The 24,488-nt window shown below is 68.0% G+C and carries 19 protein-coding genes; 14 read left to right on the forward strand and 5 right to left on the reverse strand.

Annotation, left to right across the window (positions count from 1 at the left end; translation table 11 throughout):
- Positions 1-46: 46 nt before the first annotated feature.
- Together ABIC44_RS04085 and ABIC44_RS04090 are read left to right on the forward strand one after the other, a co-directional pair.
- Positions 47-817 carry a Slam-dependent surface lipoprotein gene (locus tag ABIC44_RS04085; RefSeq protein WP_354293844.1) on the forward strand — a complete coding sequence of 257 codons (771 nt, stop codon included), beginning with the start codon at positions 47-49 and terminating at the stop codon, positions 815-817.
- 58 nt (positions 818-875) lie between these two features.
- Positions 876-2,348, forward strand: a complete 1,473-nt coding sequence (locus ABIC44_RS04090) for a surface lipoprotein assembly modifier (RefSeq protein ID WP_354293845.1) — start codon at positions 876-878, stop codon at positions 2,346-2,348.
- Between the two features lie 21 nt (positions 2,349-2,369).
- Here ABIC44_RS04090 and ABIC44_RS04095 read toward each other — a convergent pair whose 3' ends face one another.
- On the reverse strand, positions 2,370-2,672 hold the full coding sequence (locus tag ABIC44_RS04095) for a hypothetical protein (protein ID WP_354293846.1): 303 nt from the start codon (positions 2,670-2,672) through the stop codon (positions 2,370-2,372).
- A 46-nt stretch (positions 2,673-2,718) separates the two neighbouring features.
- On the opposite strand from ABIC44_RS04095, the gene ABIC44_RS04100 reads away from it, so the two are divergent.
- The 7 genes from ABIC44_RS04100 to ABIC44_RS04130 all read left to right on the forward strand — a co-directional run bounded on the left by ABIC44_RS04100 (position 2,719) and on the right by ABIC44_RS04130 (position 11,864).
- Positions 2,719-3,090, forward strand: coding sequence for an energy transducer TonB (locus ABIC44_RS04100; protein WP_354293847.1), 372 nt, complete (start codon positions 2,719-2,721; stop codon positions 3,088-3,090).
- Between the two features lie 346 nt (positions 3,091-3,436).
- On the forward strand, positions 3,437-5,878 hold the full coding sequence (locus ABIC44_RS04105) for a TonB-dependent receptor (protein WP_354293848.1): 2,442 nt from the start codon (positions 3,437-3,439) through the stop codon (positions 5,876-5,878).
- Between the two features lie 11 nt (positions 5,879-5,889).
- On the forward strand, positions 5,890-7,308 hold the full coding sequence (locus ABIC44_RS04110; RefSeq protein ID WP_354293849.1) for an MFS transporter: 1,419 nt from the start codon (positions 5,890-5,892) through the stop codon (positions 7,306-7,308).
- 13 nt (positions 7,309-7,321) lie between these two features.
- Complete coding sequence (locus ABIC44_RS04115; RefSeq protein WP_307098489.1) at positions 7,322-8,257, forward strand: TauD/TfdA dioxygenase family protein; 936 nt, start codon at positions 7,322-7,324, stop codon at positions 8,255-8,257.
- Between the two features lie 171 nt (positions 8,258-8,428).
- The gene (locus tag ABIC44_RS04120) at positions 8,429-9,169 is read left to right on the forward strand and encodes an ABC transporter ATP-binding protein (RefSeq protein WP_354293850.1); all 741 of its coding nucleotides are present in this window, start codon (positions 8,429-8,431) and stop codon (positions 9,167-9,169) included.
- Complete coding sequence (locus ABIC44_RS04125; protein ID WP_354293852.1) at positions 9,166-10,605, forward strand: ABC transporter permease; 1,440 nt, start codon at positions 9,166-9,168, stop codon at positions 10,603-10,605. The genes ABIC44_RS04120 and ABIC44_RS04125 overlap by 4 nt, the downstream gene beginning before the upstream one ends.
- Positions 10,602-11,864, forward strand: coding sequence for a DUF3526 domain-containing protein (locus tag ABIC44_RS04130; protein ID WP_354293853.1), 1,263 nt, complete (start codon positions 10,602-10,604; stop codon positions 11,862-11,864). Before ABIC44_RS04125 ends, ABIC44_RS04130 begins: the two co-directional genes overlap by 4 nt.
- Before the next feature lie 3 nt (positions 11,865-11,867).
- Here the strand turns inward: ABIC44_RS04130 and ABIC44_RS04135 are convergent, their stop codons facing one another.
- Positions 11,868-13,628: a M14 family metallopeptidase gene (locus ABIC44_RS04135; protein ID WP_354293947.1), complete on the reverse strand. Its 1,761-nt coding sequence runs from the start codon at positions 13,626-13,628 to the stop codon at positions 11,868-11,870.
- A gap of 267 nt (positions 13,629-13,895) precedes the next feature.
- On the opposite strand from ABIC44_RS04135, the gene ABIC44_RS04140 reads away from it, so the two are divergent.
- Both ABIC44_RS04140 and ABIC44_RS04145 read left to right on the forward strand, forming a co-directional pair.
- Positions 13,896-14,771: an SDR family oxidoreductase gene (locus tag ABIC44_RS04140; RefSeq protein ID WP_354293854.1), complete on the forward strand. Its 876-nt coding sequence runs from the start codon at positions 13,896-13,898 to the stop codon at positions 14,769-14,771.
- Between the two features lie 123 nt (positions 14,772-14,894).
- Positions 14,895-15,263 (forward strand): hypothetical protein, encoded by a 369-nt coding sequence (locus ABIC44_RS04145; RefSeq protein ID WP_354293855.1) that lies wholly within the window; start codon positions 14,895-14,897, stop codon positions 15,261-15,263.
- Between the two features lie 33 nt (positions 15,264-15,296).
- Here the strand turns inward: ABIC44_RS04145 and ABIC44_RS04150 are convergent, their stop codons facing one another.
- From ABIC44_RS04150 to ABIC44_RS04160, 3 genes are all read right to left on the reverse strand, one after another.
- Positions 15,297-16,739, reverse strand: coding sequence for a carbohydrate porin (locus tag ABIC44_RS04150; RefSeq protein ID WP_354293857.1), 1,443 nt, complete (start codon positions 16,737-16,739; stop codon positions 15,297-15,299).
- A 146-nt stretch (positions 16,740-16,885) separates the two neighbouring features.
- Positions 16,886-17,920, reverse strand: coding sequence for a class 1 fructose-bisphosphatase (locus ABIC44_RS04155; RefSeq protein ID WP_354293858.1), 1,035 nt, complete (start codon positions 17,918-17,920; stop codon positions 16,886-16,888).
- A gap of 55 nt (positions 17,921-17,975) precedes the next feature.
- Complete coding sequence (locus ABIC44_RS04160; RefSeq protein ID WP_354293859.1) at positions 17,976-18,986, reverse strand: LacI family DNA-binding transcriptional regulator; 1,011 nt, start codon at positions 18,984-18,986, stop codon at positions 17,976-17,978.
- A gap of 163 nt (positions 18,987-19,149) precedes the next feature.
- Here ABIC44_RS04160 and ptsP point away from each other — a divergent pair, with 163 nt between their 5' ends.
- The 3 genes from ptsP to ABIC44_RS04175 are packed head-to-tail and all read left to right on the forward strand — an operon-like array spanning position 19,150 to position 24,355.
- Positions 19,150-21,696: a phosphoenolpyruvate--protein phosphotransferase gene (gene ptsP, locus ABIC44_RS04165; RefSeq protein WP_354293860.1), complete on the forward strand. Its 2,547-nt coding sequence runs from the start codon at positions 19,150-19,152 to the stop codon at positions 21,694-21,696.
- Entirely contained in the window at positions 21,696-22,664 is a 969-nt protein-coding gene (pfkB, locus tag ABIC44_RS04170; protein WP_354293949.1) for a 1-phosphofructokinase, read from the forward strand. Before ptsP ends, pfkB begins: the two co-directional genes overlap by 1 nt.
- Entirely contained in the window at positions 22,661-24,355 is a 1,695-nt protein-coding gene (locus tag ABIC44_RS04175) for a PTS fructose transporter subunit IIC (protein WP_354293861.1), read from the forward strand. Before pfkB ends, ABIC44_RS04175 begins: the two co-directional genes overlap by 4 nt.
- The last annotated feature ends 133 nt before the right edge of the window (positions 24,356-24,488 follow it).

A 24,488-nucleotide genomic window follows, 5' to 3' on the forward strand; every position in this document is an offset into this window, starting at 1 on the left:
GATGCGCCCGAAGCGATCGGGCGCACACAACCGCAGGAGCAATAGCATGACCTCCATCCAGATGAAGACCATCCTTCTTGCTGGCCTCGCCACCGTCCTGGCCAGCGGCGCGGCGCAGGCGCAGTTCGCCGGAGGATCGAGCGATATCAATAAGGTGACCGTGGGTGTCAGCGATGTGAACGGCGGCCCCCATGTCGCGGGCCGGGCCGGGATCGGCGTGCCGAGTACCAATGGACGGCGCGTCGATTTTCAGGGACTCAGCCTCTATGCCCTGCCCGATCTGAACGGGGTGCGTCATCTGAACATGGCGACGAGCAGCACCCAGGATCATAGCAGCTATGGCGACTTCCGCTTCGCGCGGGTCGGTTCGGCGGACCTGTGGTTCGGCGAATGGTCGCAGACGGGCAATGCCTCGGCGGGGGATCACACCGTCTATTATGTCGGCAACACCAGCGGCACGACCGTCCCGACCAGCGGCACCGCAACCTATACGGTCAAGGGGATCAGCGACTATGGCAACAAGGGCGCGCTGACCGGCACCCTGACCGCCAATTTCGGCTCGGGCACGTCGGGTACGCTGCGCGGCAGCCTGTCCAACGCGTCGACCGGCGCGGGGGTCGATATCGGCACGGCGCGGATCATCGGGGCCAGCTTCTCCGGCAATGGAGGCGTGGCGACCCAGTCGGGGACAACGGTTGCGTCGGGCGGCGCGGTGAGCGGTCGCTTCTTCGGCGCCGATGCGGCGGCACTGGCCGGGACCGTCAAGTTCGACGGCGCGCGCCAGCATGACACCGCCTTCGGCGGCACGAAGAACTGACGCAAGGGTCGGGGTTCCTGTCTCTCCCTTGCGGGAGCCCCGGCTTCGCCAAGCCCTTATGCGCCATATCCTCCTTCTCGGGTTTCTCTCGCTGTCGGCGTTCCTGTCGTCGGGCGCCGTCCATGCCCAGACCGCGCGCAGCGAAGACGATCGCCTTCGCCTCGACCCCGGCATCGACCGCCGCCCCACGGCCCGCGAACGCGCGGCCATCGACGCGAGCAATCGGCCGACCAGCATCACCATCGATGGTCAGACCTACAGCGTCGCCAACAATCCCGACGATCTCGGCCGCGCGCTGTACCTGTCGGTCGCGCGCAGGCAATGGTCCGATGTGCGGCGCTTCCTGCCCGCCTATCTGGCGCTCGCCAATCCCGATCCGATGCTCGTCGCCTGGGCACGGGGCGGACTGGCGCGCAGCGAGGGGCGGCTGGGCGAGGCCGAACGGGCCTATCGCACGCTGCTGGCAATCCAGCCCGACTTTATGCCCGGTCGGCTCGAACTCGGTCGCGTCCTGTTCGAGAACCGCAAGGACCGCGAGGCCCGCACGCTGTTCCGCGACATTCGGGCCGATCTCGCCGATCAGGGCGAGCGGGCCGCCGGAGTCCGCCGCTCGGTCGACACCTTTCTCTCGGTGCTGGACCGCCGACGCGGCTGGCAGGGCATGATCGCGCTGGGGCCGGGTTACAGCAGCAACCTGAACCAGACCTCGGCCAGCCAGACCTGCCTGCTGATCGGCCAGGACGGCCGCTGCCTGATCGACCGGACCCTGCCACCGGCCATCGCCTCGGTCGGCGTCAATGTCGAGGGCAATGCCAGCCGCCGGATACCGCTTGGCGGACATGGTGGGCTGCTCGCCCGCGCCTTTCTCTATGGCGACATCTGGCCGGGCCATGGCACCTATGACCAGGCGACGCTGAGCGCCCAGATCGGCTATGACCATCAGACCGCGCGATATAGCCTGACCCTGTCGCCGACCTTCGACCTCGCGGGGTTCGGCCATCGCCTGCTCTTCGCCGCGCCGGGCCTTCGCGCCGAGGCGATGGTCAGTCCGTCGCCCAGCACCGCGATCCGTGTCGAGCTGGCGCGGCGGCAGTTCGATTACCGCGGTGGCCATGACGATCTGGATGGCGCCTTGACCGAGGCCAATGCCACCTTCTGGCTGTCGCTTCGGGGCGGATGGACGCTGTTCGGCGGGGTGGAAGGCGGCGACAAGCGGGCCGCCGCCCGCGCCAATGCCTATCGCCATGTCGGTGCGCGGATGGGCGTGGCGCATGGCTTTTCGGATTGGGCGGACCTGACGCTGATCGGCTCCGTCCGCCAGCGGGATCATCGGGGCTATAGCGATCTGCTGGGCGCGGTGCGTCATGACCGCGAGACGAACCTGACCGCCGTGCTGCGCCTGCCCAGGCTGCGCCTCGCCGGGTTGACCCCGAATATCCTCCTTCAGCACAACCGGGTGACGAGCAATGTCGACTGGCTCTATTCCTTCCGCCGCACCGCCGCGAGCATCAGGCTGGAACATGGCTTTTAGCGGCGGACGAGACCGAAGCGGCTACCGCCAGCCCGTCCAGGCACGGGCATTCGGCACGGCGACGCTCTTGGTCGGCATGATGGTCGGCGCGCTGCTGTTCAGCATTCGGTGGATCGCACCGCCCATCCCCTCGGTCGATGCCGGACAGACGGCGGTGTCCCTGGCCCAGTCCATTCCGCTCGCGCCGGTCGTGGAGCCCAGCACCTCCACCTCCCCGCCCCGGTCACCGTCAAAGGCCACGCCACCGCCCGCGACGACCGACACGAGCGCGCCGACGCCGACCGCCCCGATCTCCCCAGCCCCAATATCTCCTGTCCGCGCCATGCCCGCCTCGCCGCCTGCCCCCGCTTTCCCGCCTCAAGCAACGGGCATGGCGGCTCCGGTCGCAGGCCCCGCCATGCCCCCGGCATCCGCCCCGGCCACACCCGCCAGCCCGACGTCATCGGCCAGCGCCGCCGCCGACTGGCGCGCCAGGCTCCTCGGCCATCTCAAGCGCTACCGACACTATCCCCGCCAGGCCGAGGCGGCGCGGCAGCAGGGCGTCGCGCGCATCGCCATCACCCTGCGCCGTTCCGGTGAGGTGACGGCGGTCGAGCTGATCCACGGCAGCGGCTTTCCGCTCCTCGATCAGGAAGCGTGCGCGACGGCCCGCCGCGCCTCCCCCGTACCGCCCGTCGAGGATGGCATTCCCGGCGATCCCGTGACCGTCGAAGTCCCGATCGATTTCGCGCTTCGGCGCTGAGCCTTCCTGCCGTTTCCACCGGTCGACGGAGGATCCGGGGCCGTCGCGATCGTCATAACCTGTTTCATGGACCCGGATAGCTCGCCTAGCCGCCCGGCAATATATGCTTTTCTCGCAAATCCTATCGATTTGATAGGCTTTGACTTGTGGCGCCGCGTTGCGCCCGGTGAGGAGCCGTCCATGACCTCGAACCGCTGTCACGATCCGCCTGTGCTGCGGGCCAGTCGCGCCCGCCTCTAACCTCTGAACCATGATCGGGACCGGCAAGGGTTCGACGCCATCTGTGCGTCGGCGGCCGATGGTCCGCGCCTTGGTCCCATTGCCAGAACCATAAGAAAGCCAATCCATGAAAAGGGGATTTCCGGCAGCGATGACGCTCGTGTGGAAGCGCCGCTGCCTGTTGCTGGCCGCCACGGCCTTGATGCCGTCCAGTGCCGGAGCGCAAGTCGTTCTCGCCAGCCATGCCGTACCCGCGAGCGGGGCCACCGAGAATGCCGAGCCCGAAGCCGCGCCCGATGGGTCCGGCGACGTCGTCGTCACCGCCCGGCGGCGCGAGGAGCGGGCCCAGGACGTCCCGATCGCGCTCAGCGTCGTCGGTGCCGAGCAGCTCGGCCTGCGCGGCGATTACCGGCTCGACCAGGTGCAGCAGCTGGTGCCGTCGCTTCAGGTCTTCAGCTTCAACCCGCGCAATACCAACATCAATATACGCGGGCTGGGCTCCAACGTCGCGCTGACCAATGACGGTCTGGAGAATGGCGTCGGCGTCTATATCGACAATGTCTATTACGGCCGCGTCGGGCAGAGCCAGTTCGATCTCGTCGATCTTGACCGGGTCGAGGTGCTGCGCGGGCCGCAGGGCACACTGTTCGGCAAGAACACCACCGCCGGCGCGATCAACATCTCCAGCCGCCTGCCGCAGTTCCAGTGGCATGCCGATGGCCAGGCCGATATCGGCAATTACGACTATCGGCAGTTGCGCGGCTCGGTCACCGGCCCGTTGATCGACGGCCTGGCCGCCTTTCGCCTGAGCGCCGCCTATACCACGCGCGACGGCTTCCTCTACGACACGACCACCCGTCGCCGCGTCCATGATTATGAGAATGCGACGGTGCGCGGCCAGTTGCTGCTGACCCCGGCCCCGGCGCTGACCATCCGCATCATCGGCGACTGGGGGCAGCAGGACCAGTCCTGCTGCATCAACCTGCCGGTGCGGACCTTCGCGACCTATGACAATGGCAGGGCGATCGCGAACAGCTTCGAACAGCGGCTGGCACGCTTTCCCAATTACACGCCGCTGCCGCTTGATCCCTTTGCCAGGCGTACCGATGCCAATTCACCGTTCCAGGCCAATATGGACACCTGGGGCGTGTCGGGACAGGTCGATTACGATCTGGGCGGCGCCGCGCTGACGTCGATCACCGCGGCCCGGCAATGGAACTGGTTTCCGCGCAACGATGGCGACCTGACCGCGCTGTCGATCAACACGCAGGGACATATCCTCAACTTCCAGCGCCAGTTCAGCCAGGAATTGCGGCTCGCCTCGACCGGCTCGCGCGCAGTCGACTGGGTACTGGGCGTCTATTATTTCCAGCAGGTGGTGCGCGGCTATGGCCGCACCGAATTCGGGTCGGATGCCGCACTCGCGCTCTTCCCGACCGACGATCAGAGGGTGGCGAGCATCGCCACCAACGGCCTGCTGTCCGCCTCCCGGTCCGATCCGCATACCAAGAGCGGCGCGGTCTTCGGCCAGGCGACCTGGCACATCACGCCCGCGCTCAGCCTGACCGGCGGCCTGCGCTACACCCATGAGGAGAAATGGGGCAGCTATGCCAATGATCGCCTCTTCGCGCAGCCGACCACCGGGCTGACCGCGGCGCAGATCGCGCGCGTCGCCGCGATCCGCAACGCGCTGGTCCCGAACCAGGCCTTTTCGGTCGACACCGACGACGACAGCGTCTCGGGACTGGCGACGCTGGGCTGGAAGCCGGGCGAGGACGTGCTGGTCTATGCCACCTATTCGCGCGGGGCGAAGTCGCCGGGGTTGAACCTCACCAATCTGCCCAGCGGCGTGGATCCCATCGTCAGGACCGAGACGGTCGACAATTTCGAGGTCGGGCTGAAGTCCCAGTTTCTCGACCGGCGCGTGACGCTGAACCTCGCCGCCTATCAGACCAATGTCACCGATTATCAGACGACGATCGTCCAGCAGGTGATCGGCACCAACACCTATATCAACTATATCGCCAATATCCCCAAGGTCCGATCGCGCGGGTTCGAGGGCGATCTGGCGGTGCGCCCGGCCGACTGGCTGAGCCTGACCGGCTCGATCGCCTATACCGACGCCACCTATCGCGACTATCCCAACGGCCCGACCCCGGTGGAGGCGCTCAACCCGACCGCCGCCAATCCCGGCGGCTCGCCCGTGCGCGACTTCACCGGCCAGCGGCTGGCGGGCGTGCCGAAATGGGCGGCCTCGGTCGGCGGCGACGTCACCCGTCCGATCGGCGGGGGTGCGGAGGCCTATCTGCACGGCGACTGGTCGTATCGCTCCTCCTATTACACCGTCGCCAGCAACAGCCGATACGGGTTGGTCCCCGGCTATGGCCTGGTCAATGCGCGCGCCGGGGTCCGGCTGGGCGAGGACGGCCGCTACGACCTGTCGGTCTGGGCGCGCAACCTGTTCGACAAAGACTATTTCCAGACCTTGAACGTCGTCAATTACGGGCTCGTCTCCGCCATTCTGGGCGATCCGGGCACCTATGGCGCGACGCTCAAGGTCCGTTTCTGACGGAGACGGCGATGGCCAGCATTCCCCTGCCCGCAATCGAACGCGATCACCCCGCGTCCCGACCTGCGCCACCCCTTGCCGCACCGGGCCAGCGTTACGGCGCGGCACGGCTGAGCGCCTTCGGATCACTGGAGGTTCCCGCCTGGGGTGCGGAGTTGGCGATCGCCCTCTTCGTCCCGCAAATCTATGCCAGTTACTATGGCATCCCCTTGGCCGCGCTGGGCATCATCCTGTTTCTGGTCCGCCTTTGGAGCGTCGCCACCGATCCGATCGTCGGTGCCCTGAGCGACCGCAGCCGCACCCGTTTCGGTCGCCGCAAACCCTGGATCGCAGGCGGCGGGCTCCTGTTCGGGCTGGCGTCCATCGCCCTCTTCTTCCCGCCGACGGCTCCCGGGCCACTCTATCTGGCGGCGACGCTGTTCGTGTACACCATCGGATGGACGATGATCGAGGTGCCGTCATGGGCCTGGGCAGGCGAGGTGTCCGGCGACTATCACGAGCGCACCCGCATCATGACCTATCAACAGGTGCTGCGGTCGATCGGCCTGTTGCTGATCCTGGTCCTGCCGACGCTGATGGATCGAGGAAGCGCGGCTGCGCCGAACGCGAAGCTCCATGTATCGGGCGCCTTCGTCCTGGCGACGCTGTTGCCCACGCTCGTCCTGACCCTATCCGCGCTGCCTGAGCCCGCGCTGCCGAGCCAGTCGCATCACCGCATCGGATTCTGGCGGACGGCCACGATCGTCTTTCGCGACAGGCTGCTCCTGCGCGTGCTCGCCTCCGACCTGGCGGTGACTGCGGGCCAGTCGATCCGCGCCGGGCTGATCGCCTTCTTCTGCATCAGCTATATGGGCCTCGCGCAATGGGCGAGCGGCCTGTACCTGCTGCAATTCGTCTTCGGCGTCGTCGCCGGGCCGCTCTGGCTGGCGATCGGGCGGCGGCTGGGCAAGCGCGAGACGGCGATCACGGGCGAGCTGGTGCAGGCGGCGATCAATATCGGCCTGCTCGCGGTCTTTCCCGATACGCTGTGGCTGCTGGTCGCTCTGGCGGTGGCGCAGGGGCTGACCCAGGCCTCGGGCAACCTGATGCTGCGCGCGATGGTCGCGGACGTCGCCGATGCCCATGAACTGGCGACGGGGCACAACCGCACCGGCCTGTTCTTCTCCGTCTTCAGCCTGGCGTCCAAGGCGGGTCCCGCGATCGGCATCGGCCTCGCGCTCCCGCTCCTCGCCTGGGTGGGTTTCCGGCCCGGAGGGCATAGCGCGCCCGCCGCGCTGGAGGCCCTGAAATACGTCTTCGCGCTCGGCCCCGCCGCCGCGCACATCATCTCGGCTGCGCTGATCTGGCACTTCCCGCTCGACCAGACCCGCCACGCCGCGATCCGCCGCGCGCTCGACACGCGCGCGGCCTCCGTTCCCGTCGAAGCCTGAAGGAGTGTGTGACATGACTGTGATCCAACACCAGTTCGATAACGCCGCCGACGCGCAAAGCCCACTCGACATCGTGCCCGTCGCCGGGCGGATCGGCGCGGAAATCCGGGGTGTCGCCCTGTCGGGCGACCTGGACGACCTGACCGTCGATGCGATCAAACGGGCGCTCGGCCGTCACAAGGTGATCTTCTTCCGCGGCCAGACCCAGCTGGACGACGAAGCGCACGAGGCCTTTGCCGCCCGGCTCGGCGAACCGCTGGCGCATCCGACCGTCCCGGTGGCGGAGGGATCACGCTTCCTGCTCGAACTCAACTCGCGCGAGGGCGAGGCGGCGTCGCAATGGCATACCGACATCACCTTCCTGCCCGCCTTCCCCGCCGCGTCGATCCTGCGCGCGCTGGTGATCCCACCGGCGGGCGGCGACACGCTCTGGGCCAATGCCGTCGCCGCCTATGAGGGGCTCTCCGCCCCGCTCAAGGCCCTGGTCCACGACCTGCGCGCGGTCCACACCAATGCCTATGACTATGCCACCGCCAGCCCCGAGGCATCGTCGGAGGCGATCCGCCGCCACCGCGAGATATTCGCCTCCACCGTCTATGAGACCGAACATCCGGTGGTGCACGTCCATCCGGTGACGGGCGAGAAGGCGCTTCTGCTGGGCAATTTCGTCAAGAGCTTCGTCGGGCTGAGCCGTGACGATTCCAACCGGGTGTTCCAGATCCTTCAGGACCAGATCACCAAACCGGAAAACACCGTCCGATGGCGCTGGCAACCGGGCGATGTGGCGATCTGGGACAATCGTGCGACCCAGCACCGCGCGATCGCGGACTTCGGCAGGCAGAAGCGCCACCTGCGCCGCGCGACGATCGCCGGATCGGTGCCGGTCGCGGTCGATGGCGGCTCCAGCCGCGCGCTGAAGCCCGAGCGACTGCTCGAAGCCGCCGAGTGATCCCTTCCGCCGGCATCCCCGCAACACGGGATGCCGGCGGCTCCTTGCCCGACGTTACCGACGGCATGGCCGCGCGCGCCAGGACGGGCTGCATGACCGATTTTTCATGATATATTGTCTCCGCGACGCGTATGGTGCAGAGGTGCCGGACATCCGAGCATCGAGGTATCCATGTCGCTCCCACCATCCGCCCCGATCCTGATCGAGGACCTGTCGGTCGCCTATGGCGATCATCGCGTTCTCGACGGGCTGTCCCTGGCCGTGGGATCGGGCAGCATCACCGCGTTGCTGGGCGGCAATGGCGCGGGCAAGTCGACCACCCTGTCCACCCTGCTGGGCTTTACGCGCGCGCAATCGGGGCGGATCGCGGTGTGCGGCGTCGATCCCGGCACGGCCCCCGACGCGGCGCGGCGCCACATCGCCTATCTGCCCGAAAATGTCGCGCTCTACGAGCATCTCTCGGCCATCGAGAATGCCGATTACCTGCTGGCGCTCAGCGGCGAGCGGCAGGGGCGCGACGCGATCGTCGAGGCGCTGCGGGCCGCCGGGTTGCAGGAGCGCGCCTGGGACCAGCGGCTCGGCGGTTTCTCCAAGGGCATGCGGCAGAAGGTGGCGATCGCCGTGGCGCTGCTCCGCGCCGTCCCCGTCCTGCTGCTCGACGAGCCGACCTCCGGGCTCGATCCGCGCGCCACGGCGGATTTCAACGCGCTGGTGTCCGCCGTGCGCGGACGCGGCACCGCCGTGCTGATGGTGACGCACGATCTGTTGAGCGCCGCCGACGTCGCCGACGACATCGCCTTTCTGGAGGCCGGTCGGGTCACCCACCGGGTGACGGCGAGCGGCCCGGACCGGTTCGACGTGCGCGCGCTCCATGCCCGGTTCCAGGTGAGCGGGGAACGGATCGCCGCATGAGGATCGTCCGCCTGATCGCGCGCGACGAGTTGCGGCTGATGCTGCGCAACCGCGTCGCCCTGATCGCCTTTGCGCTGATCGTGCTGCTGACCCTGGTGGCGGTGGCGAGTAGCTGGTCGCACCAGCGCGGCGTCGCCGAACTGCGCCAGCGGCATCAGCACGAGGCCGAACACGCCTTCGACGCGCAGCCCGACCGGCATCCGCACCGGATGGTCCATTATGGCCATTTCATCTTTCGTCCGCTCAGCCCGCTCGCGGCGTTCGATCCGGGTGTCGACGCCTTTACCGGCAACAGCATGTTCCTGGAGGGGCATCGACAGAATACCGCGAATTTCGGCGATGTCCGGCAAAGCTCGCTGCTGATCCGCTTCGGCCAGCTGACCCCGGCCTTCGTGCTTCAGATCGTCGCCCCGCTGCTGCTGATCTTCCTGGGGTTCGGCAGTCTCGCGCGCGAGACCGAGCGCGGCACGCTGCGCCTGCTGATGTTGCAAGGAGCGTCGCGGCGACAGGTGGTGGCAGGCAAGCTGCTCGCTCTCGGCGGCGTGGCGCTGGCCGCCGCCGCACCGGCGATGCTCGGCCTGCTGGTCATCGCCGGACAGCCGGGCGCGCTGGGCCTGCCGATGCTGGCGATCGCGCTGGGTTATCTCTTCTATCTGGGCCTGTGGGTGGTGCTGATCCTCCTCGTCTCGGCCTGGGTTCGCCGCAGCCGCGATGCGCTGCTGGTGCTGGTCGCCCTGTGGGCGGTGACGACGGTGCTGCTGCCACGCGCCGTGCCCGACCTGGCGAGCGCGACCGTGCCCTTGCAAAACCGCCTGCAGACCGATGTCGCCATCGGGCGCGACCTGCGGCGCATGGGCGACAGCCACAATCCCGACGATCCCCATTTCGCGCAGTTCAAGCAGGCGCTGCTCGATCGCTACCATGTCAAGCGGGTCGAGGATCTGCCGGTCAACTATAAGGGGCTGCTGGCACTGGAGGGAGAGCGGCTGACCTCCGAACTGTTCGACCGCTATGCCGCGCAGAACTTTGCCGCGCAGGCCCGGCAGAATGGACTGGTGAACGCCGCCGGACTGTTCAGCCCCGCCATCGCGCTGCGCGGGCTGTCGATGGCGGCGGCCGGCACCGACTTCGCCGCGCATCGCCGGTTCCTCGAACAGGCCGAGCTCTATCGCTATGCGCTGGTCCAGCGGCTGAACCGGATGCAGGCGGAGGATGTCAGCTATGCCGACGATAGCGCCACCGATGCGGGGGCCGACCGGCGCAAGCGGATCGGTGGCGCGCATTGGCGGGCGATCCCCGATTTCCATTTCATCGCCCCCACCGACGCGACGCTGGCACGGGCCGCGCTGCCCGGCCTCGCCATATTGAGCCTGTGGCTGATCGCCGCCCTGGCCTTGCTGGGGCTGGCCACCCGCCGACTGGGAGCACGCCGATGACCTTGTGGCGGCACGAACTTCGCTTGTTGCTGCGCCAGCGGCTGAGCGTCCTGGCGCTGGCGCTGCTCGCGCTGCTGACCGTCGCCGCGCTGGGAACGGGCATGGCCGAGGTCGCTCGCCAGCGGGCCGCCATCGCCGCCATTCCGCCCGCCCAGGCCGAGGATATCGGCGCGGTCGCCGACTATGTCGTCCGGACCAGGGACGCCGGAAGCGCGGCCTATTACAGCTTCCACGCCACCTGGGACGCGCCCGCGCCGCTGGCTTTCGCGGCGCTGGGCATGCGCGACGTCGCGCCCTATATCCTGCGCGTCCGCGCGCTGGGACTGGAAGCGCAGATTTATGACGGCGACACCTTCAATCCCGAGGTCGCCCTGCCCGGCCGGTTCGACTTCGCCTTCGTGCTGGTGTTCCTCGCGCCGCTGTTCGTGATCGCTCTGTTCCACGATCTGGTGTCGGGCGAGCGGGAGGCCGGGCGGCAGCGCATGCTCGACGCGTTGCCGCGCGGTGGTGCGGCGCTGTGGCGGCGGCGGACCGGGTTGCGCCTGATCCTGCTATGGGCCGCGCTCGGCCTGCCGTTCGCGGTGGCGGCGGCGGTCGAGGGGGTCGCGATCGGCGTCGTCCTGCTCGTCCTGGGCGTGATCGTCGCCTATCTGCTGTTCTGGATCGGCCTGGCCGCGCTGGTCGGACGGTTGCGGTGGAGTTCGGTCGCCAATGCCGCAACGCTGGCCGCCGCCTGGCTGGTGCTGGTGCTGATCGTGCCGACGCTCGGCAATGTCGTCATCGATCGCGCCATTCCGGTCGGACAGGGTGCCGAGATCGCGCTCGCGCAACGCGAGGTCGTCAACCATGCCTGGGACATTCCGCGCGAGGCGACGATGCGCCGCTTCTATGCCACGCATCCCGAATTGGCGGACTCGCCGCCGCTGGGGAGCGACTTCCACTATAAATGGTATCTCGCCTTTCACCAGAATGGCGACGAGAGCGTTGCGCCCAAGGTGCGGGCCTATCGCGCCGCGCTGGAACGGCGCGACCGGGCGGGCCGCGCCTTTGGCTGGGTGCTGCCCTCGGTCGGGGTGCAGGCGCTGCTCACCCGACTGGCGCGGACCGACCTGACCGCCCAGCTGGCCTATCAGGATCGCATCCGCGCCTTTCATGCCCGTCTACGATCCTTCTATTACGGCTATGTCTTCTACGACCGGCCATTCGGACGGGACGAGTTCCGGCGCGCGCCACGGTTCGACGACCGGGCGGGAGGCTGAGCCTCAGTCCACCTCCCGAGCCAGCGGATATTGTAGCACATGGGGATGCCCCGGCCCGGCCTGCGCATAGAGCCAAGCCAGCCGCGCATCGGGATCGGAGGCAAAGCCCGGTTCGTCGCGCAGCCTGGCCTCGAACGCGGCCTTGACCTCGGGCTGCGTCGCCAGGACATGCTCGCCCAGCTTGGCGAGGACGAAGGCGTCCGTATCCGGTGCCGGTGCCAGCATCTCGGGGAAGAAGCCCCAGGCCAGGAAGGAATCCTGGCTCTCCGGCTCCAGCAGCGCCGCGGCCAGCAGGCCGAGCGGCTGGTCGGCGGGCACACGGACGCTGCCCGCGGGCATGGCCTGTTCAGCCCGTCGATGCTCGAAGCGCGCGGTGATCGGATAGCGCCCCTCCTTGGGCTGCGTCACCTTGGGATCGATCAGCCGGACCCGATCGACCGTCAGCGTGCGGGGCCTGGCGATCGTCTCGAACGCGATGCCGTGCAGGCGCAGGCGGTCGATCACCTCGGTCTGCGCGGGCGGCACCCACCAGGCTTTGGGCAGGCGGACCGTCTCGACCGGCTGCTGGCCGATGATCGGCATGCGAAAGGAGATGGGCTTGCCCAGCCAGCGCTGCTCCCGGCGGCCCGAGGCGGGTGACAGATAGGTGTCGAACGCCACGCCCTTGAAATCCTCCACCCATCCGATCGGCGTGGGCGCCGGCTGCCAGCGGGTCAGGAGTTCGGCCGGGCGGCTGGCCCGGTCCTCGGCCTTGGCGGCGGCGATGCGGGCGGCGTCGGTCCCGGCGATCCTCAGCGCCGCCTCCATCAGCACATAGGTGCCGAGCACCCGCCGACGATAGGGCTTCAGCATGTGGTTCTCGACCAGCACCGTCGGCATGCCGATGAAGTCGCCATAGCCCGTCGAATAGCGCGGCCCTTCGGGGCTGTAGCGTATGCCCTTGTCGGGCTGGCGCGTGTCGATGGGACTGGGATAGATGGTCGGAACATGCCCTGCGGCCGTCAGCGCCTGCGACACGGCCGGACCGAAGCGGTTCTCCAACCACCCCGCCGTCGCGCGATGCCGCGCATATTTACCCCAACCCGCATAGGTGAAGGTCACGTCATACTGCATGTCGAAGCCTTCGCTGACATGGCAGTCGATATAGAGGATCGGGTCGAGCGCGCGGATCAGGCCGATCATCGCGCGCGACTCCGGCGCGTCGAGCTTGGCATAATCGCGGTTGAGGTCGATATCGCGCGCATTCGCATCGCGGCCCTTTTCGGCCGGGCCGCGAATATGCGGGTAATTGTACGCGCTGCGCTGTTCGTGACCGTCGACATTGTAGATCGGGACGAACACCAGATCGACCGTGTCGAGCAGGCTGTCCTTGCCGCGCAGCGCGATGTCGCGCAGCAGCATCAGCCCGGCATCCTTGCCGTCGATCTCGCCCGAGTGAATGCCGCCCTGGATCAGCACGACCGGCTTGCCGGGCCCGCCCTTGCTGGCGCGGACATAGATCATCTCGCGCCCCTCGGTCGTGCGGCCGAAGCTCTGCACGGAAATCAGCGGCGATGCCGCATCGAGCCGTTCCAGCCATGCGCGAACCTCGGCATAGCGCGGCGTGGTGCGAAAGGTGGCGGCCTCGGCCGGGGTGATCCAGGGGTCGTCCGCCGCGACGATCAGCCGCTCGCTCGCGCCTTTCCACGGCATCGTCGGGGGCAGGATCCTGGCGGACAGATCGTCCGACCCGACCTGCTCCGCCAGAGCGGGAAGCGGCGTCATGGCGATCAGGCCAAGCAGGGTGCCCGTGCGCAGGGCATGAAGGATATTAGGGGGAGAGTGGTTCACGATCATGGTCCTGTCGTCCGCCATCACCGATGGCGTGAAAGGCCGCCTGCTGGCGCATCCTCGCCGATAAGACAATATATCGTTTCCTATGCATTCCGTTGGTCGGTCTGGCAAAACTCGACCCAAGCCGGGAATGGCGATGCTCCGGCACGTTATGCCCGGTGAGCCGTTTGCTGCTGACCCCTTTCAGCAGGAATGGACATGACCGACGATCCCCGCACCAGCCAGCCGACGCATTTTCCCGACGAGCCGCACCAGCCCAGCCCCGGCCTGACCACCGCGATGCGCACCAAGCCCGACCATGGTGAGGAGAGCTATGTCGGCAAGGGGCTGCTCACGGACCGGATCGCGCTGATCACCGGCGGGGACTCGGGCATCGGCCGGGCCGTCGCCATCGCCTATGCCCGCGAGGGGGCCGACATCGCCATCTCCTACCTGGCCGACGAACAGGCCGATGCGGAGGAAACGCGTCGCTGGGTCGAGAAGGCGGGACGGCGTTGCCTGTTGCTGCCCGGCGACATCCGCAACCGGGATCATTGCGCCAGCCTGGTCGAGCGCACCGTCGCCGAGCTGGGCGGGCTGGACATCCTCGTCAATAATGCCGCCGCCCAGACCATGAACGAGGGGCTGGACAGCATCGACGATGACGAGATGCAGGACGCCTTCGCCGCCAATGTCTTTGCGATGATCCGTCTCGCCAAGGCGGCTGCGGCGCATATGAAGCCGGGCTCGGCGATCATCAACACGACCAGCGAGCAGGCCAAGATCGCGAACAAGACGATGATCGTCTATGCCGCGACCAAGGGCGCGATATCGAGCCTGACGGTGGGGCTTTCCAACCTTCTGGCGAGCGACGGCATTCGCGTGAACGCGGTGGCGCCCGGCCCGATCTGGACACCCATACAGCCGATCGCCAAATCGCCGCAGGAGTTGGAGACGCTCGGCCATGACACGCCGATCGGGCGCGCCGGACAGCCGGGGGAACTGGCCCCCGCCTATGTGCTGCTCGCCTCCGCCGAGGGCAGCTACATGTCCGGCAACGTCGTCGCGGTCACCGGCGGCGTCCCGATTTCCTGATCCCCGAAAGCCGGGCCTCGACCGGCGGCCTGTCCGCATATGGCCGAGGCCCGCACCGGATCGCGCATTGCCCCGGCCCGTGGTGATGCTACGGCTCCGTTTCTTCACGGAATGGAGACGGAGATGACGGTCACATCCAGGCCATGGGACGGTGCGGCGGTCGGCCAATGGCTCGACCACCGGGTCCAGGCCGCCAGGCTCGACCAGGCGGCGGCGGATCGGCGGGGCTATGAGGCGCAGGACGACTATGACAAGGCGGCGGCCGAGGAATGGGTGTGCCGGGCATTGCAGGCTGGCGGAAAGGCCGAGGACCAGGCGGCCTTCGCGCTGCACCTGAAAAGCTTGCTTGCGCAGGAGGAGTACCGGACGACCGGCATTTATGATGACCGGCGGTTCGACCGGAACGTCCGCGCCACGCTTCGCAAGATCGCCAAGATGACCAAGGCGAATGAAGGCTTCGAGAACAGGCTTCGCTATCAGCGGTCCGCCTGAACGCCGTCATGCCCGTGGCAAGCATGGCGCGGCCTAGTCGCGCCGTGCCATCGCGATCAGGGTCGGTGCATCGACCGTGAACTTGAACCCGAAGACGAGCGCATTGCCGATATGGGTCTTGCGGAACGGGGCGCCGGTCTGGTCGGGGTTCAGGATATACTGGATGTTGGGCGACAGGCGAATGGCGGGGCCGATCTGGGCGCCATAGGCCAGTTCCATCATATATTGGTTGCGGCGGATGTCTCCATCGCCCCCGGCGGACAGGCGCGCGGCGCGCATCCGGGCCATGGCCAGGTCGGAAAAGCTCTGCTGGTTGATGACAAAGCCGATCGTATCGCGATCGCGCCCGGCAAAGGTCCCCGTCTGGAGCAGGCCCAGTTCGAGGAAATGCCGCTCCTCGACCCGGCCCGACAAATTGGTCATCGCGACCCCGAACACCGCCAGCCCCCGGTGCGAATTCATGTCGGGGCGCGTCAGCATCTGGTCAAAACGGGCATAGAGGCCGCTGCGCCCCTTGCGTGTGGCGTAGGGGCGACCGCTCAGGATCGCGATGCCGCCCCGATCGTCGAACAAAGGATCGGCATAATCGCCGCGATCGACCCAGCCGCCCAGGATGTAGTGGCGCGGCAGCCGGTCGGTCTTGAAGTCCGAGGCATAGCCGATTTCATAGGGCACGATGAAACCCGTGCCGCCCTTGAAGCTGAGGCTGAAGCCATTGTCATCGGCCCGCTTACGGTTCGGGTTGACCTCATAGATGCCGGCATGGGCGAACCAGTTGTCGGCGATCGTCAGCTTGGCGCGGGCCATCCAGCTCGATGCCGGAAAATAGGTGAAGTTGCTGTTCTTGAAGACGAAGGTGGGATTGCCGCACGCCGAATTCGTCTGGAAATTGCAGTAGAGCGGCGAGTTCAGGAAATGGATGTTCGCCTGGCTCTTGCCCGCCTCGATATCCAACCGGTTGTCGAACAGCCTCTGTTCCCAGGTCAGGATGGCCAGATGGGTATTCTGCGTGCCCCATACCTCCTGCACCGAGGTATTGTTGCCGATCGCGATCTGCGACAGGCTCTGGCCATGGCGGTTGGTGATCGCGAGGTGAAGGCCACCGCCGCCGATGCCCGCGATCTTGTCGAAGTCGAAATCGGCCCCGACATAGATTTGCCCGGTATAGGCGGCCTTGCGCGCCAGCCCGCCGGTGACGTTGGCGGCTGCTTCGCCAGTATAGTTCAGCGCCAGGGTGACGCCGTCATCGACCAGCGGCTGCCAAGTCTCGTCGCCCTTCCTTCGCTGGCCCAGGACCAGCGGCACGGCCTTGGTCGCATGTTGCGAGACCTGCGGCGTCGCTGGATCGGACGCGACGGGCGACCCATCCTCGCCAACCACCGTGGCGGCCGGATCGACCGTGCGCGACCAGAGTGGGGACACAGGCAAAATGGCCGCCCCGACAATGATACCCAGCTTGAATCGGACCTTGTCCATCCGCATCCTCACCATCATGTTATAGAAAACGTTTTCTCAACTATTTACCGAAAGGAGCCCGACCACGCAGGCCATCGTCGTGTAGAACGATTTCCCGCCAAGACCAGTTTGTCGCCCCCTGGGAACGACCTTCCGCCGACCCGCCCTTATCCCGAGGCGGCAAGCGGCAGGACGGTGTCCCTCTCTTCGACGTCGCACAGCGTTGCGACCTCGGCGGCATCGCCCAGCACCACGCCGACCCGCTGGTGCAGGCCCGCGGGCTGGATGTCGAGGATGCGCATCGCGCCATCGATCGCCGCACCGCCCGCCTGCTCGATCAGCATCGCCATGGGATTGGCCTCATACAACAGCCGAAGCCGTGCCTTGCCCGGATGGCGGTGATCGGCCGGATAGAGGAACACCCCGCCCCGTTTCAGGATGCGATGGATGTCCGCCACCATCGAGGCGGTCCAGCGCATATTGTAATCGCGGCCCAACGGCCCGTCGCTGCCCTGAACCCGCTGCTCGACATAGTCGGCGATGCGCGGCGACCATTGCCGCCGCCGCGCCAGGTTGATCGCGAACTCGCACGTCCCGGCGGGCAGCCGCATCGGACCGTCGGTCAGTCGCCACGAACCGACCTCCCGGTCGAGCGTGAATTCATAGACGCCGGTGCCGATGGTCAGCACCAGCAGCGTCTGCGGCCCATAGATGGCATAGCCCGCCGCCACCTGATCGCGGCCGGGCTGGAGAAAATCGGCCTCGGTCGGCTCACGACCGGCGCAATCCTCCGGCGCGCGCAGCACCGAGAAGATGGTGCCGACCGACAGGTCGACATCAACATTGCTCGATCCGTCGATGGGATCGAACAACAGCAGATATTCGCCCTTGGGGTAGCGATTGGGGATGTGATGGATCGTCTCCATCTCCTCCGACGCCATCGCCGCCAGATGCCCGCCCCATTCATTGGCGTCGAGCAGCAGCTCGTTGGCGATCACGTCCAGCTTCTTCTGGACCTCGCCCTGGACATTCTCCTCGCCGAGACTGCCCAGCACTTCGCCCAGAGCGCCCTTGGACACGGCGTGGCCGATCGTCTTGCAGGCGCGCGCGACCGTCTCGATCAACAGGCGCAGTTCGGCGGGCAGCGCGGCATCGGCGCGTTGCTGCTCGATGAGGAACCGGGTGAGCGACATGCGTTGCATCGTGGTCAGGCTCCGAATAATGTCGGCGGCGCTGTTCGCCCGCCCGTGATATGGATCATGCCGTCACCGAGGGAGACGGGGCGGAAATCGGCGAAAGACTGGAACCGCGCGAGATCAGTCGTCCGGCCAGCACGACTTTCCGGGTGGCGGCATCGGGATGGTCGAACCGGTCGATCAGCATCGCCATCGCGGTGCGACCGATTTCCTCGACGGGCTGCTCGATCACCGACAGGCCGCCGACAATGTCCATCCACCCTTCATTGTCGAACCCGACAAGCGCGATGTCGTCGGGCACCGACAGTCCGTGTTCGCGCAGCGTGCGCAACACCGCCAGCAGGGTCACGCCATTGCTGGCGACCAGCGCCTGGGGCCGGTCGGCGCGCGCGAGCAGGTCGGCCATGATCTCCGCCACCTCGCCATCACCATGCGGCACCGCGATCGCCTCGGCCACCAGACCCAGCCGCTGCACCGCGGCCTCGAACCCGGTACGACGCTCCATGCCGGTACGGCTGGTCGCGCCGAACAGGCCCGCGATCCGGCGAAAGCCCCGATCATGGAGATGCTCGACCAGCATCTCCGACATCGTGCCATTGTCCAGGACCACGCAGTCATGCGCGATGCCCGGCGCCGCGCGATCGATCAGCACCATGGGATAATCGGGCTTCGTCCGGGTGAGGTTGGCCAGCCCGTCGCGGGTCGGCGCCAGGATGACCCCGGCCACTCGCTCCTCCTGCATCAGTTGCAGGTACATGGCCTCGCGCGCGGGGTCCTCGTCGGTGTTGCACAGGATGACCCGCTGTCCACGACTATAGGCCAGATTCTCGATCGCGCGGGATACGGCGGTGAAGAAGGGATTGCGGATATCGGCGACGATCAGCCCGATCGTATTGGTATGACGCGACCGCAGCCGCCGCGCCGCGAGATTGGGGCGATAGCCCGTCGAGCGCACCGCCGCGAGAACACGCTCGCGCATCGCCAGATCGACGTTGCGACCCGCCAACACCCGCGATACCGTGGCTGCGGACACGTTGGCGACGCGGGCGACGTCTTTGATACCCACGCTCATGGAAAACGTATTCTCCCCTCCGCGCCGTTCTCACCGGCTCATTTCCATCCTTCATGTCGCGTAAGGCGATTCGTTGCAAGGCCCATTGACAAAGTTGCGGGAAAACGTTTTCCAATCTGGCAAGCGAAGAATTGAGACTCGCGGCGGAGAGGCCAACAGAGACATGCACACCCAGTCCCCATCACCCGTGATCGGCCCGGAGCTGATCCGTCTCGCCGTGACGGCGACCGACAAGAGCGATGCGATCCGCCAGGCGGGCCAGCTGCTGGTCGCCGCCGGTTGCGTCGCGCCGGGCTATGAGGAAAGCATGATCGCGCGCGAAGGCGTCGCGAACACCTTTCTCGGCGCGGGCGTCGCCATTCCCCATGGCCTGGGCGAGGACAAGGGGCTGGTACGGCGCGACGGGATCGCGGTTCTCCAGTTCGTCGACGGCATCGAATGGAATCCCGGCCAGATCGCGCATCTGGTCATCGGCATCGCCGCCAGTTCGGACAGCCATATCGCGATCCTGCGCCGCCTGACGCGGCTCATCCAGGACGAGGCGCGGTTGCAGCAACTGGCGAAGACCAGCGACCCGGCGGTGATCGCCGCCGCACTGAGCGACGATGCGCGCGATCAGGGCCAGGCACGCCCTCCGGCCGAGGATCTGGACGAGCGGGTGAGCTGGACCATCGACTATCCCACCGGGCTGCACGCACGCCCCGCCGCCGCCTGGGCCGAAGCGGCCAAGGCGCTGCCGGTCGCATTGCGGGTCCGGCATGGTGCCGAGACCGCCGATCCGCGCAGCCTGGTGGCGCTGTTGCAGCTGGGGCTGAAAGCGGGTGACACCGTCAGCATCTCCGCATCCGGTCCCGCCGCCGCCGGCGCACTCGAGAGCTTCCGCACCGCGATCAGCCGCCTGACCGGCCGCGAAAAGGCGGATGCCGCCCGCGCGGCGGAAAAGGCCGCCGCCGCCATACCCGTACGCGGCTGGAAGCCCGTCGGCACCCCGGCGATGATCGCGGGTGTGGCCGCCAGCCCCGGTCTGGCGATCGGCAAGGTCCATGTCCTGGCGGCGGCCGAACTGGACGTCCCCGACCAGCCGGTCGATCTGGCGCGCGGCGGCGCGCTGCTCGACGAGGCGCTGGTGCGCACCCGCGCGCAGATGACGACGCTGATCGAAGAGACCACGCGGCGTCTGGGCGCGGGGGATGCGGCGATCTTTAAGGCGCAGGCGACGCTGCTTGACGATACCGATCTCATCACCCTCACCTGCCAGTTGATGGTCGAGGGGCATGGCGTCGCCTGGTCCTGGCATCAGGCGATCGAGCGGATGGCGGGCCAGTTGTCCGCGCTGGGCAATCCGGTGCTGGCCGCGCGCTCGGCCGATCTGCGCGATATCGGTCGGCGCGTGCTGGCCCAGATCGATCCCGGCCTGGGCCTGGGCACGCTGGACGACCTGCCGCAGGAGCCGTGCATCCTGGTCGCGGCCGACCTCGCGCCGTCGGACACCGCCGCGCTCGACACCCGCCGCGTCGCGGGCATCGCCACCGCGTTGGGCGGCCCCACCTCGCACAGCGCCATCCTCGCCCGTACGCTCGGCCTGCCGTCGGTGGTCGCGGGCGGCGCGGAGCTGTTGTCGCAGGCGGCGGGATCGATCGCGATCGTCGATGGCGATACGGGCCGCGTCTGGCTCGATCCCTCGGAGGCCGATCTCGCCTCCGCGCGGGGCTGGATTGCCGAGATCGCGGCGCGGCGCGCGGCGGAGGAGGCCGAACGCAGCCGCCCCGCGGTGACGCGCGACGGCCATCAGGTCGCGATCGCCGCCAATGTGAACCGGCCCGATCAGGTGGCCGAGGCGCTGGCCCAGGGTGGCGAGGGCGTCGGCCTGATGCGTACCGAATTCCTGTTCCTCGAGCGCGGCGACAGCCCCAGCGAGGACGAACAGTTCGCGGTCTATCGCGCGATGATCGATGCGCTGGACGGCCGCCCGCTGATCGTCCGCACGCTCGATATCGGCGGCGACAAGCAGGTGCCGCATTTGCATCTGCCCAAGGAGGAGAACCCCTTTCTCGGTGTACGCGGCGCGCGGCTGTTGCTGCGCCGCCCCGATCTGCTGGAGCCGCAGCTGCGCGCGCTGTACCGCGCGGCCAAGGAGTCGGGCGATCTGTCGATCATGTTCCCGATGATCACCTCGGCCGCCGAACTGGTGGCGTTGCGCGAACGGTGCGAGGCGGTGCGGGTTGCGCTGGACGCGCCGGTCGTGCCGATCGGCATCATGATCGAGGTGCCCGCCGCTGCCGTCCAGGCCGATGCCCTGGCCGCCCATGCCGATTTCTTCTCGATCGGCACCAATGACCTGACCCAATATACGCTGGCGATCGACCGGCAGAACCCCGAGCTCGCCAGCGAGGCCGACTCGCTTCACCCGGCGGTGCTGCGCCTGATCGCCATGACCGTGGCGGGCGCGCGGCGGCATGATCGCTGGGTCGGGGTGTGCGGCGGGCTGGCGGGCGATCCGTTCGGCGCGGCGCTGCTCACCGGGCTGGGCGTGACGGAATTGTCGATGACCCCGCGCGACCTGCCCGCGGTCAAGGCTCGGCTTCGCACCAGCGAGCTTCCGGCGTTGCAGGCGCTGGCGGCGCGGGCGCTGGAGATGGAGAGCGCGGCGGATGTGCGGGCGCTGGATGCCGCGCCGACCGGCGACCAACTCGAAAGGAATGCCGCGTGATGCGTATCGCCACCGTCACCTTCAATCCCGCGATCGACCAGACGATCACGCTGGATCGGCTGATCCCCGGCGAGGTCCATCGCGCCCGTTCCGTCCGACAGGATGCGGGGGGCAAGGGTATCAATGTCGCCAGCTGCCTTGCCGACTGGGGCGTGCCGGTCAGCGTATTCGGACTGCTGGGACAGGCCAATGCGGCGCTGTTCGAGGCGCTGTTCGCGCAAAAGGCGATCCAGGATCGCTTCCTGCGCGTATCCGGCGATACCCGCGTCAACATGAAGCTTGTCGACGATGCCGACACCACCGACATCAACATGAGCGGCGCGGCGGTCGAGGAAGCGCAGGTCGCCGCCGTCGAGCAGGCGGTGGCGGACTTTGCGGGGCCGAACACGCTGATCGTCCTGTCCGGAAGCCTGCCGCCGGGATGCCATCCCGGCGTGTATGCCGACATGATCCGAACCCTGAGCGAACGCGGCGCCAAGGTGCTGCTCGACACCAGCGGCCCTGCTTTGACCCAGGCGCTTCGCGCGGCCACCCTGCCCGCGATCGTCAAGCCGAACCGGCGCGAACTGGCCGCCTGGTTGGGCGAGCCGCTCGACGGCCTGGACGATGTCGTACGCTGCGCCGAGACGCTGCTCCGGCGCGGGGTCGCGCTGGTCGTCGTGTCGATGGGAGAGGACGGCGCACTGTTCCTGTCGGACGAAGGCGCGATCCTGGCGAAGCTGGCGGCGGGGCCGCTGGCCAGCACCGTCGGCGCCGGGGACGCCATGGTCGCGGGCCTCGCCGCCGGGCTTGCCGAGGGCGCCTCGCTCGAACGCATCGCCAGACTGTCTACGGCCTTCGCGGTCGCCAAGCTGGGCCGCACTGGCCCGCACCTGCCGAGCGGGGCGACGATCGATTCGCTGGCCGGGCAGGTCATGATCCGCCAGGTCGCCAAGACCGGCCCGGCGATGACGGGAGAGGACGCATGAAGCGGATTTTTGCGATCGTCGATGCGCGCGAGTCCGGCGTCACCGGCGTACTGGCGGGCGAAGCGCTGCGCCGTGCCGCGCGCGATATCGGCTCGCCGATCGAGATCGAGCTGCGCACCGCGCAGGGTATCGTCAACCCGGTCTCGCCCGGACCGACGGAGAGCGGCGACCGCCTGCTGTTCGTCGGCGCCGCCGACACCGCCGATGCGGCGACCCGCGCCCGCGCCGACCATATGGTGACGCTGGAGGCGGTGCTCGCCGATCCAGCCGCCGCGCTCGACATGCAGTCCGACCGCCCGGTCGCCGGTCGGGCCCGGAAAATCGTCGCCATCACCTCCTGCCCCACCGGCATCGCGCATACCTTCATGGCGGCGGAGGGGTTGCAGGAGGGCGCGCGGCAACTCGGCTATGACATCCATGTCGAGACGCAAGGGTCGGTCGGCGCGGGCAACCCGCTGACCCCCGAACAGATCGCCGAGGCCGATGTAGTCCTGATCGCCGCCGACCGCGAGGTCGATCGCGCGCGGTTCGCGGGCAAGCGCGTGCTGGTCAGCAACACGAAACCCGCCATCACCGGCGGCGCGGCGCTGATCGAAAAGGCGCTGGCAGAAGCGAGGGTCCAGGGCGAGGCCGCCGGAGGCGATGCGCCCACCGCCTCCCCCGCCAGCGAGCGTGCCGGACCCTATAAGCATCTGATGACCGGCGTGTCGTTCATGCTGCCCTTCGTGGTGGCGGGCGGGCTGCTGATCGCCCTCGCCTTCGCGCTGGGCGGCATCCACGCCAATGACGATGCCGCTGCGGGCACGCTCGCCCATGCCCTGTTCACCATCGGGGCGAAGGCGGGCTTTGCGCTGATGGTCCCGGCGCTGGCCGGATATATCGCCTATTCGATCGCCGACCGGCCCGGCATCGCGCCGGGGATGATCGGCGGGATGCTCGCCAGCACGCTAGGCGCGGGCTTTCTCGGCGGCATCGTGGCGGGCTTCATCGCGGGTTACGGCGTCGACGCGCTGAACCGGGCGATCCGCCTGCCCAAAAACCTTCAGGGCCTGAAGCCCGTGCTGATCCTGCCGCTACTCGGCACGCTGCTGACCGGGCTGCTGATGATCTATGCGGTGGGCACGCCGGTCGCGGCGGCGCTGGCCTTCCTGACCGAATGGCTGCGCGGGATGCAGGGGTCCAACGCGGTCCTGCTCGGGCTGATCCTGGGCGCGATGATGGCGTTCGACATGGGCGGCCCGGTCAACAAGGCGGCCTATGCCTTTTCGGTCGGACTGGTCGCGTCGCAGGTCTATACGCCGATGGCGGCGACCATGGCGGCGGGCATGACGCCACCGCTTGCCATCGCGCTCGCGACGCGGCTGTTCGGCACCCGCTTCACCGCCGACGAGCGCGAGGCGGGGGCCGCCGCCGCCGTTCTCGGGCTGGCCTTCATCAGCGAGGGCGCGATCCCCTTCGCCGCGCGCGATCCGCTCCGGATGATCCCGTCGCTGATGGCGGGGTCGGCCGTCACCGGGGCGATCTCGATGGTCGCCGGTGTCGAACTGCGCGTGCCGCATGGCGGTGTGTTCGTGCTGCCTATTCCCGGCGCCGTCACGCATCTGGCCGCCTATCTCGTGGCGATCCTGGCCGGCGTGGTGGTGAGTGCGCTGCTCATCGGCGTGCTGAAGCGTCCGGTGGCGCAAGGATGATAGCGGGGCGGTCGTGATAAGCGGCCGCCCCCACGCCCGGTGGGATGCCCGGCAATCCCGCCGATGAATGCCGCGCCACGCCCCATGGCGCGCAAAAGGGGCGTTCGGGCCAATGCTTACCCGAGTTGCAACC

Source organism: Sphingomonas sp. 1185, assembly GCF_040544655.1.
Classification (GTDB): Bacteria; Pseudomonadota; Alphaproteobacteria; order Sphingomonadales; family Sphingomonadaceae; genus Sphingomonas.

Bases quoted from the DNA above. Each gene is read 5' to 3' on its own strand.
- ABIC44_RS04150 (WP_354293857.1), bottom strand. From the start codon at position 16,739: ATGGACAAGGTCCGATTCAAGCTGGGTATCATTGTCGGGGCGGCCATT.
- ABIC44_RS04135 (WP_354293947.1), bottom strand. From the start codon at position 13,628: ATGACGCCGCTTCCCGCTCTGGCGGAGCAGGTCGGGTCGGACGATCTG.
- ABIC44_RS04155 (WP_354293858.1), bottom strand. From the start codon at position 17,920: ATGCAACGCATGTCGCTCACCCGGTTCCTCATCGAGCAGCAACGCGCC.
- ABIC44_RS04100 (WP_354293847.1), top strand. From the start codon at position 2,719: ATGGCGGCTCCGGTCGCAGGCCCCGCCATGCCCCCGGCATCCGCCCCG.
- ABIC44_RS04085 (WP_354293844.1), top strand. From the start codon at position 47: ATGACCTCCATCCAGATGAAGACCATCCTTCTTGCTGGCCTCGCCACC.
- ABIC44_RS04175 (WP_354293861.1), top strand. From the start codon at position 22,661: ATGAAGCGGATTTTTGCGATCGTCGATGCGCGCGAGTCCGGCGTCACC.
- ABIC44_RS04105 (WP_354293848.1), top strand. From the start codon at position 3,437: ATGAAAAGGGGATTTCCGGCAGCGATGACGCTCGTGTGGAAGCGCCGC.
- ABIC44_RS04140 (WP_354293854.1), top strand. From the start codon at position 13,896: ATGACCGACGATCCCCGCACCAGCCAGCCGACGCATTTTCCCGACGAG.
- ABIC44_RS04160 (WP_354293859.1), bottom strand. From the start codon at position 18,986: ATGAGCGTGGGTATCAAAGACGTCGCCCGCGTCGCCAACGTGTCCGCA.
- ABIC44_RS04125 (WP_354293852.1), top strand. From the start codon at position 9,166: ATGAGGATCGTCCGCCTGATCGCGCGCGACGAGTTGCGGCTGATGCTG.
- ABIC44_RS04115 (WP_307098489.1), top strand. From the start codon at position 7,322: ATGACTGTGATCCAACACCAGTTCGATAACGCCGCCGACGCGCAAAGC.
- ABIC44_RS04145 (WP_354293855.1), top strand. From the start codon at position 14,895: ATGACGGTCACATCCAGGCCATGGGACGGTGCGGCGGTCGGCCAATGG.
- ABIC44_RS04120 (WP_354293850.1), top strand. From the start codon at position 8,429: ATGTCGCTCCCACCATCCGCCCCGATCCTGATCGAGGACCTGTCGGTC.
- ptsP (WP_354293860.1), top strand. From the start codon at position 19,150: ATGCACACCCAGTCCCCATCACCCGTGATCGGCCCGGAGCTGATCCGT.
- pfkB (WP_354293949.1), top strand. From the start codon at position 21,696: ATGCGTATCGCCACCGTCACCTTCAATCCCGCGATCGACCAGACGATC.
- ABIC44_RS04090 (WP_354293845.1), top strand. From the start codon at position 876: ATGCGCCATATCCTCCTTCTCGGGTTTCTCTCGCTGTCGGCGTTCCTG.
- ABIC44_RS04110 (WP_354293849.1), top strand. From the start codon at position 5,890: ATGGCCAGCATTCCCCTGCCCGCAATCGAACGCGATCACCCCGCGTCC.
- ABIC44_RS04130 (WP_354293853.1), top strand. From the start codon at position 10,602: ATGACCTTGTGGCGGCACGAACTTCGCTTGTTGCTGCGCCAGCGGCTG.
- ABIC44_RS04095 (WP_354293846.1), bottom strand. From the start codon at position 2,672: ATGGCGCGGACAGGAGATATTGGGGCTGGGGAGATCGGGGCGGTCGGC.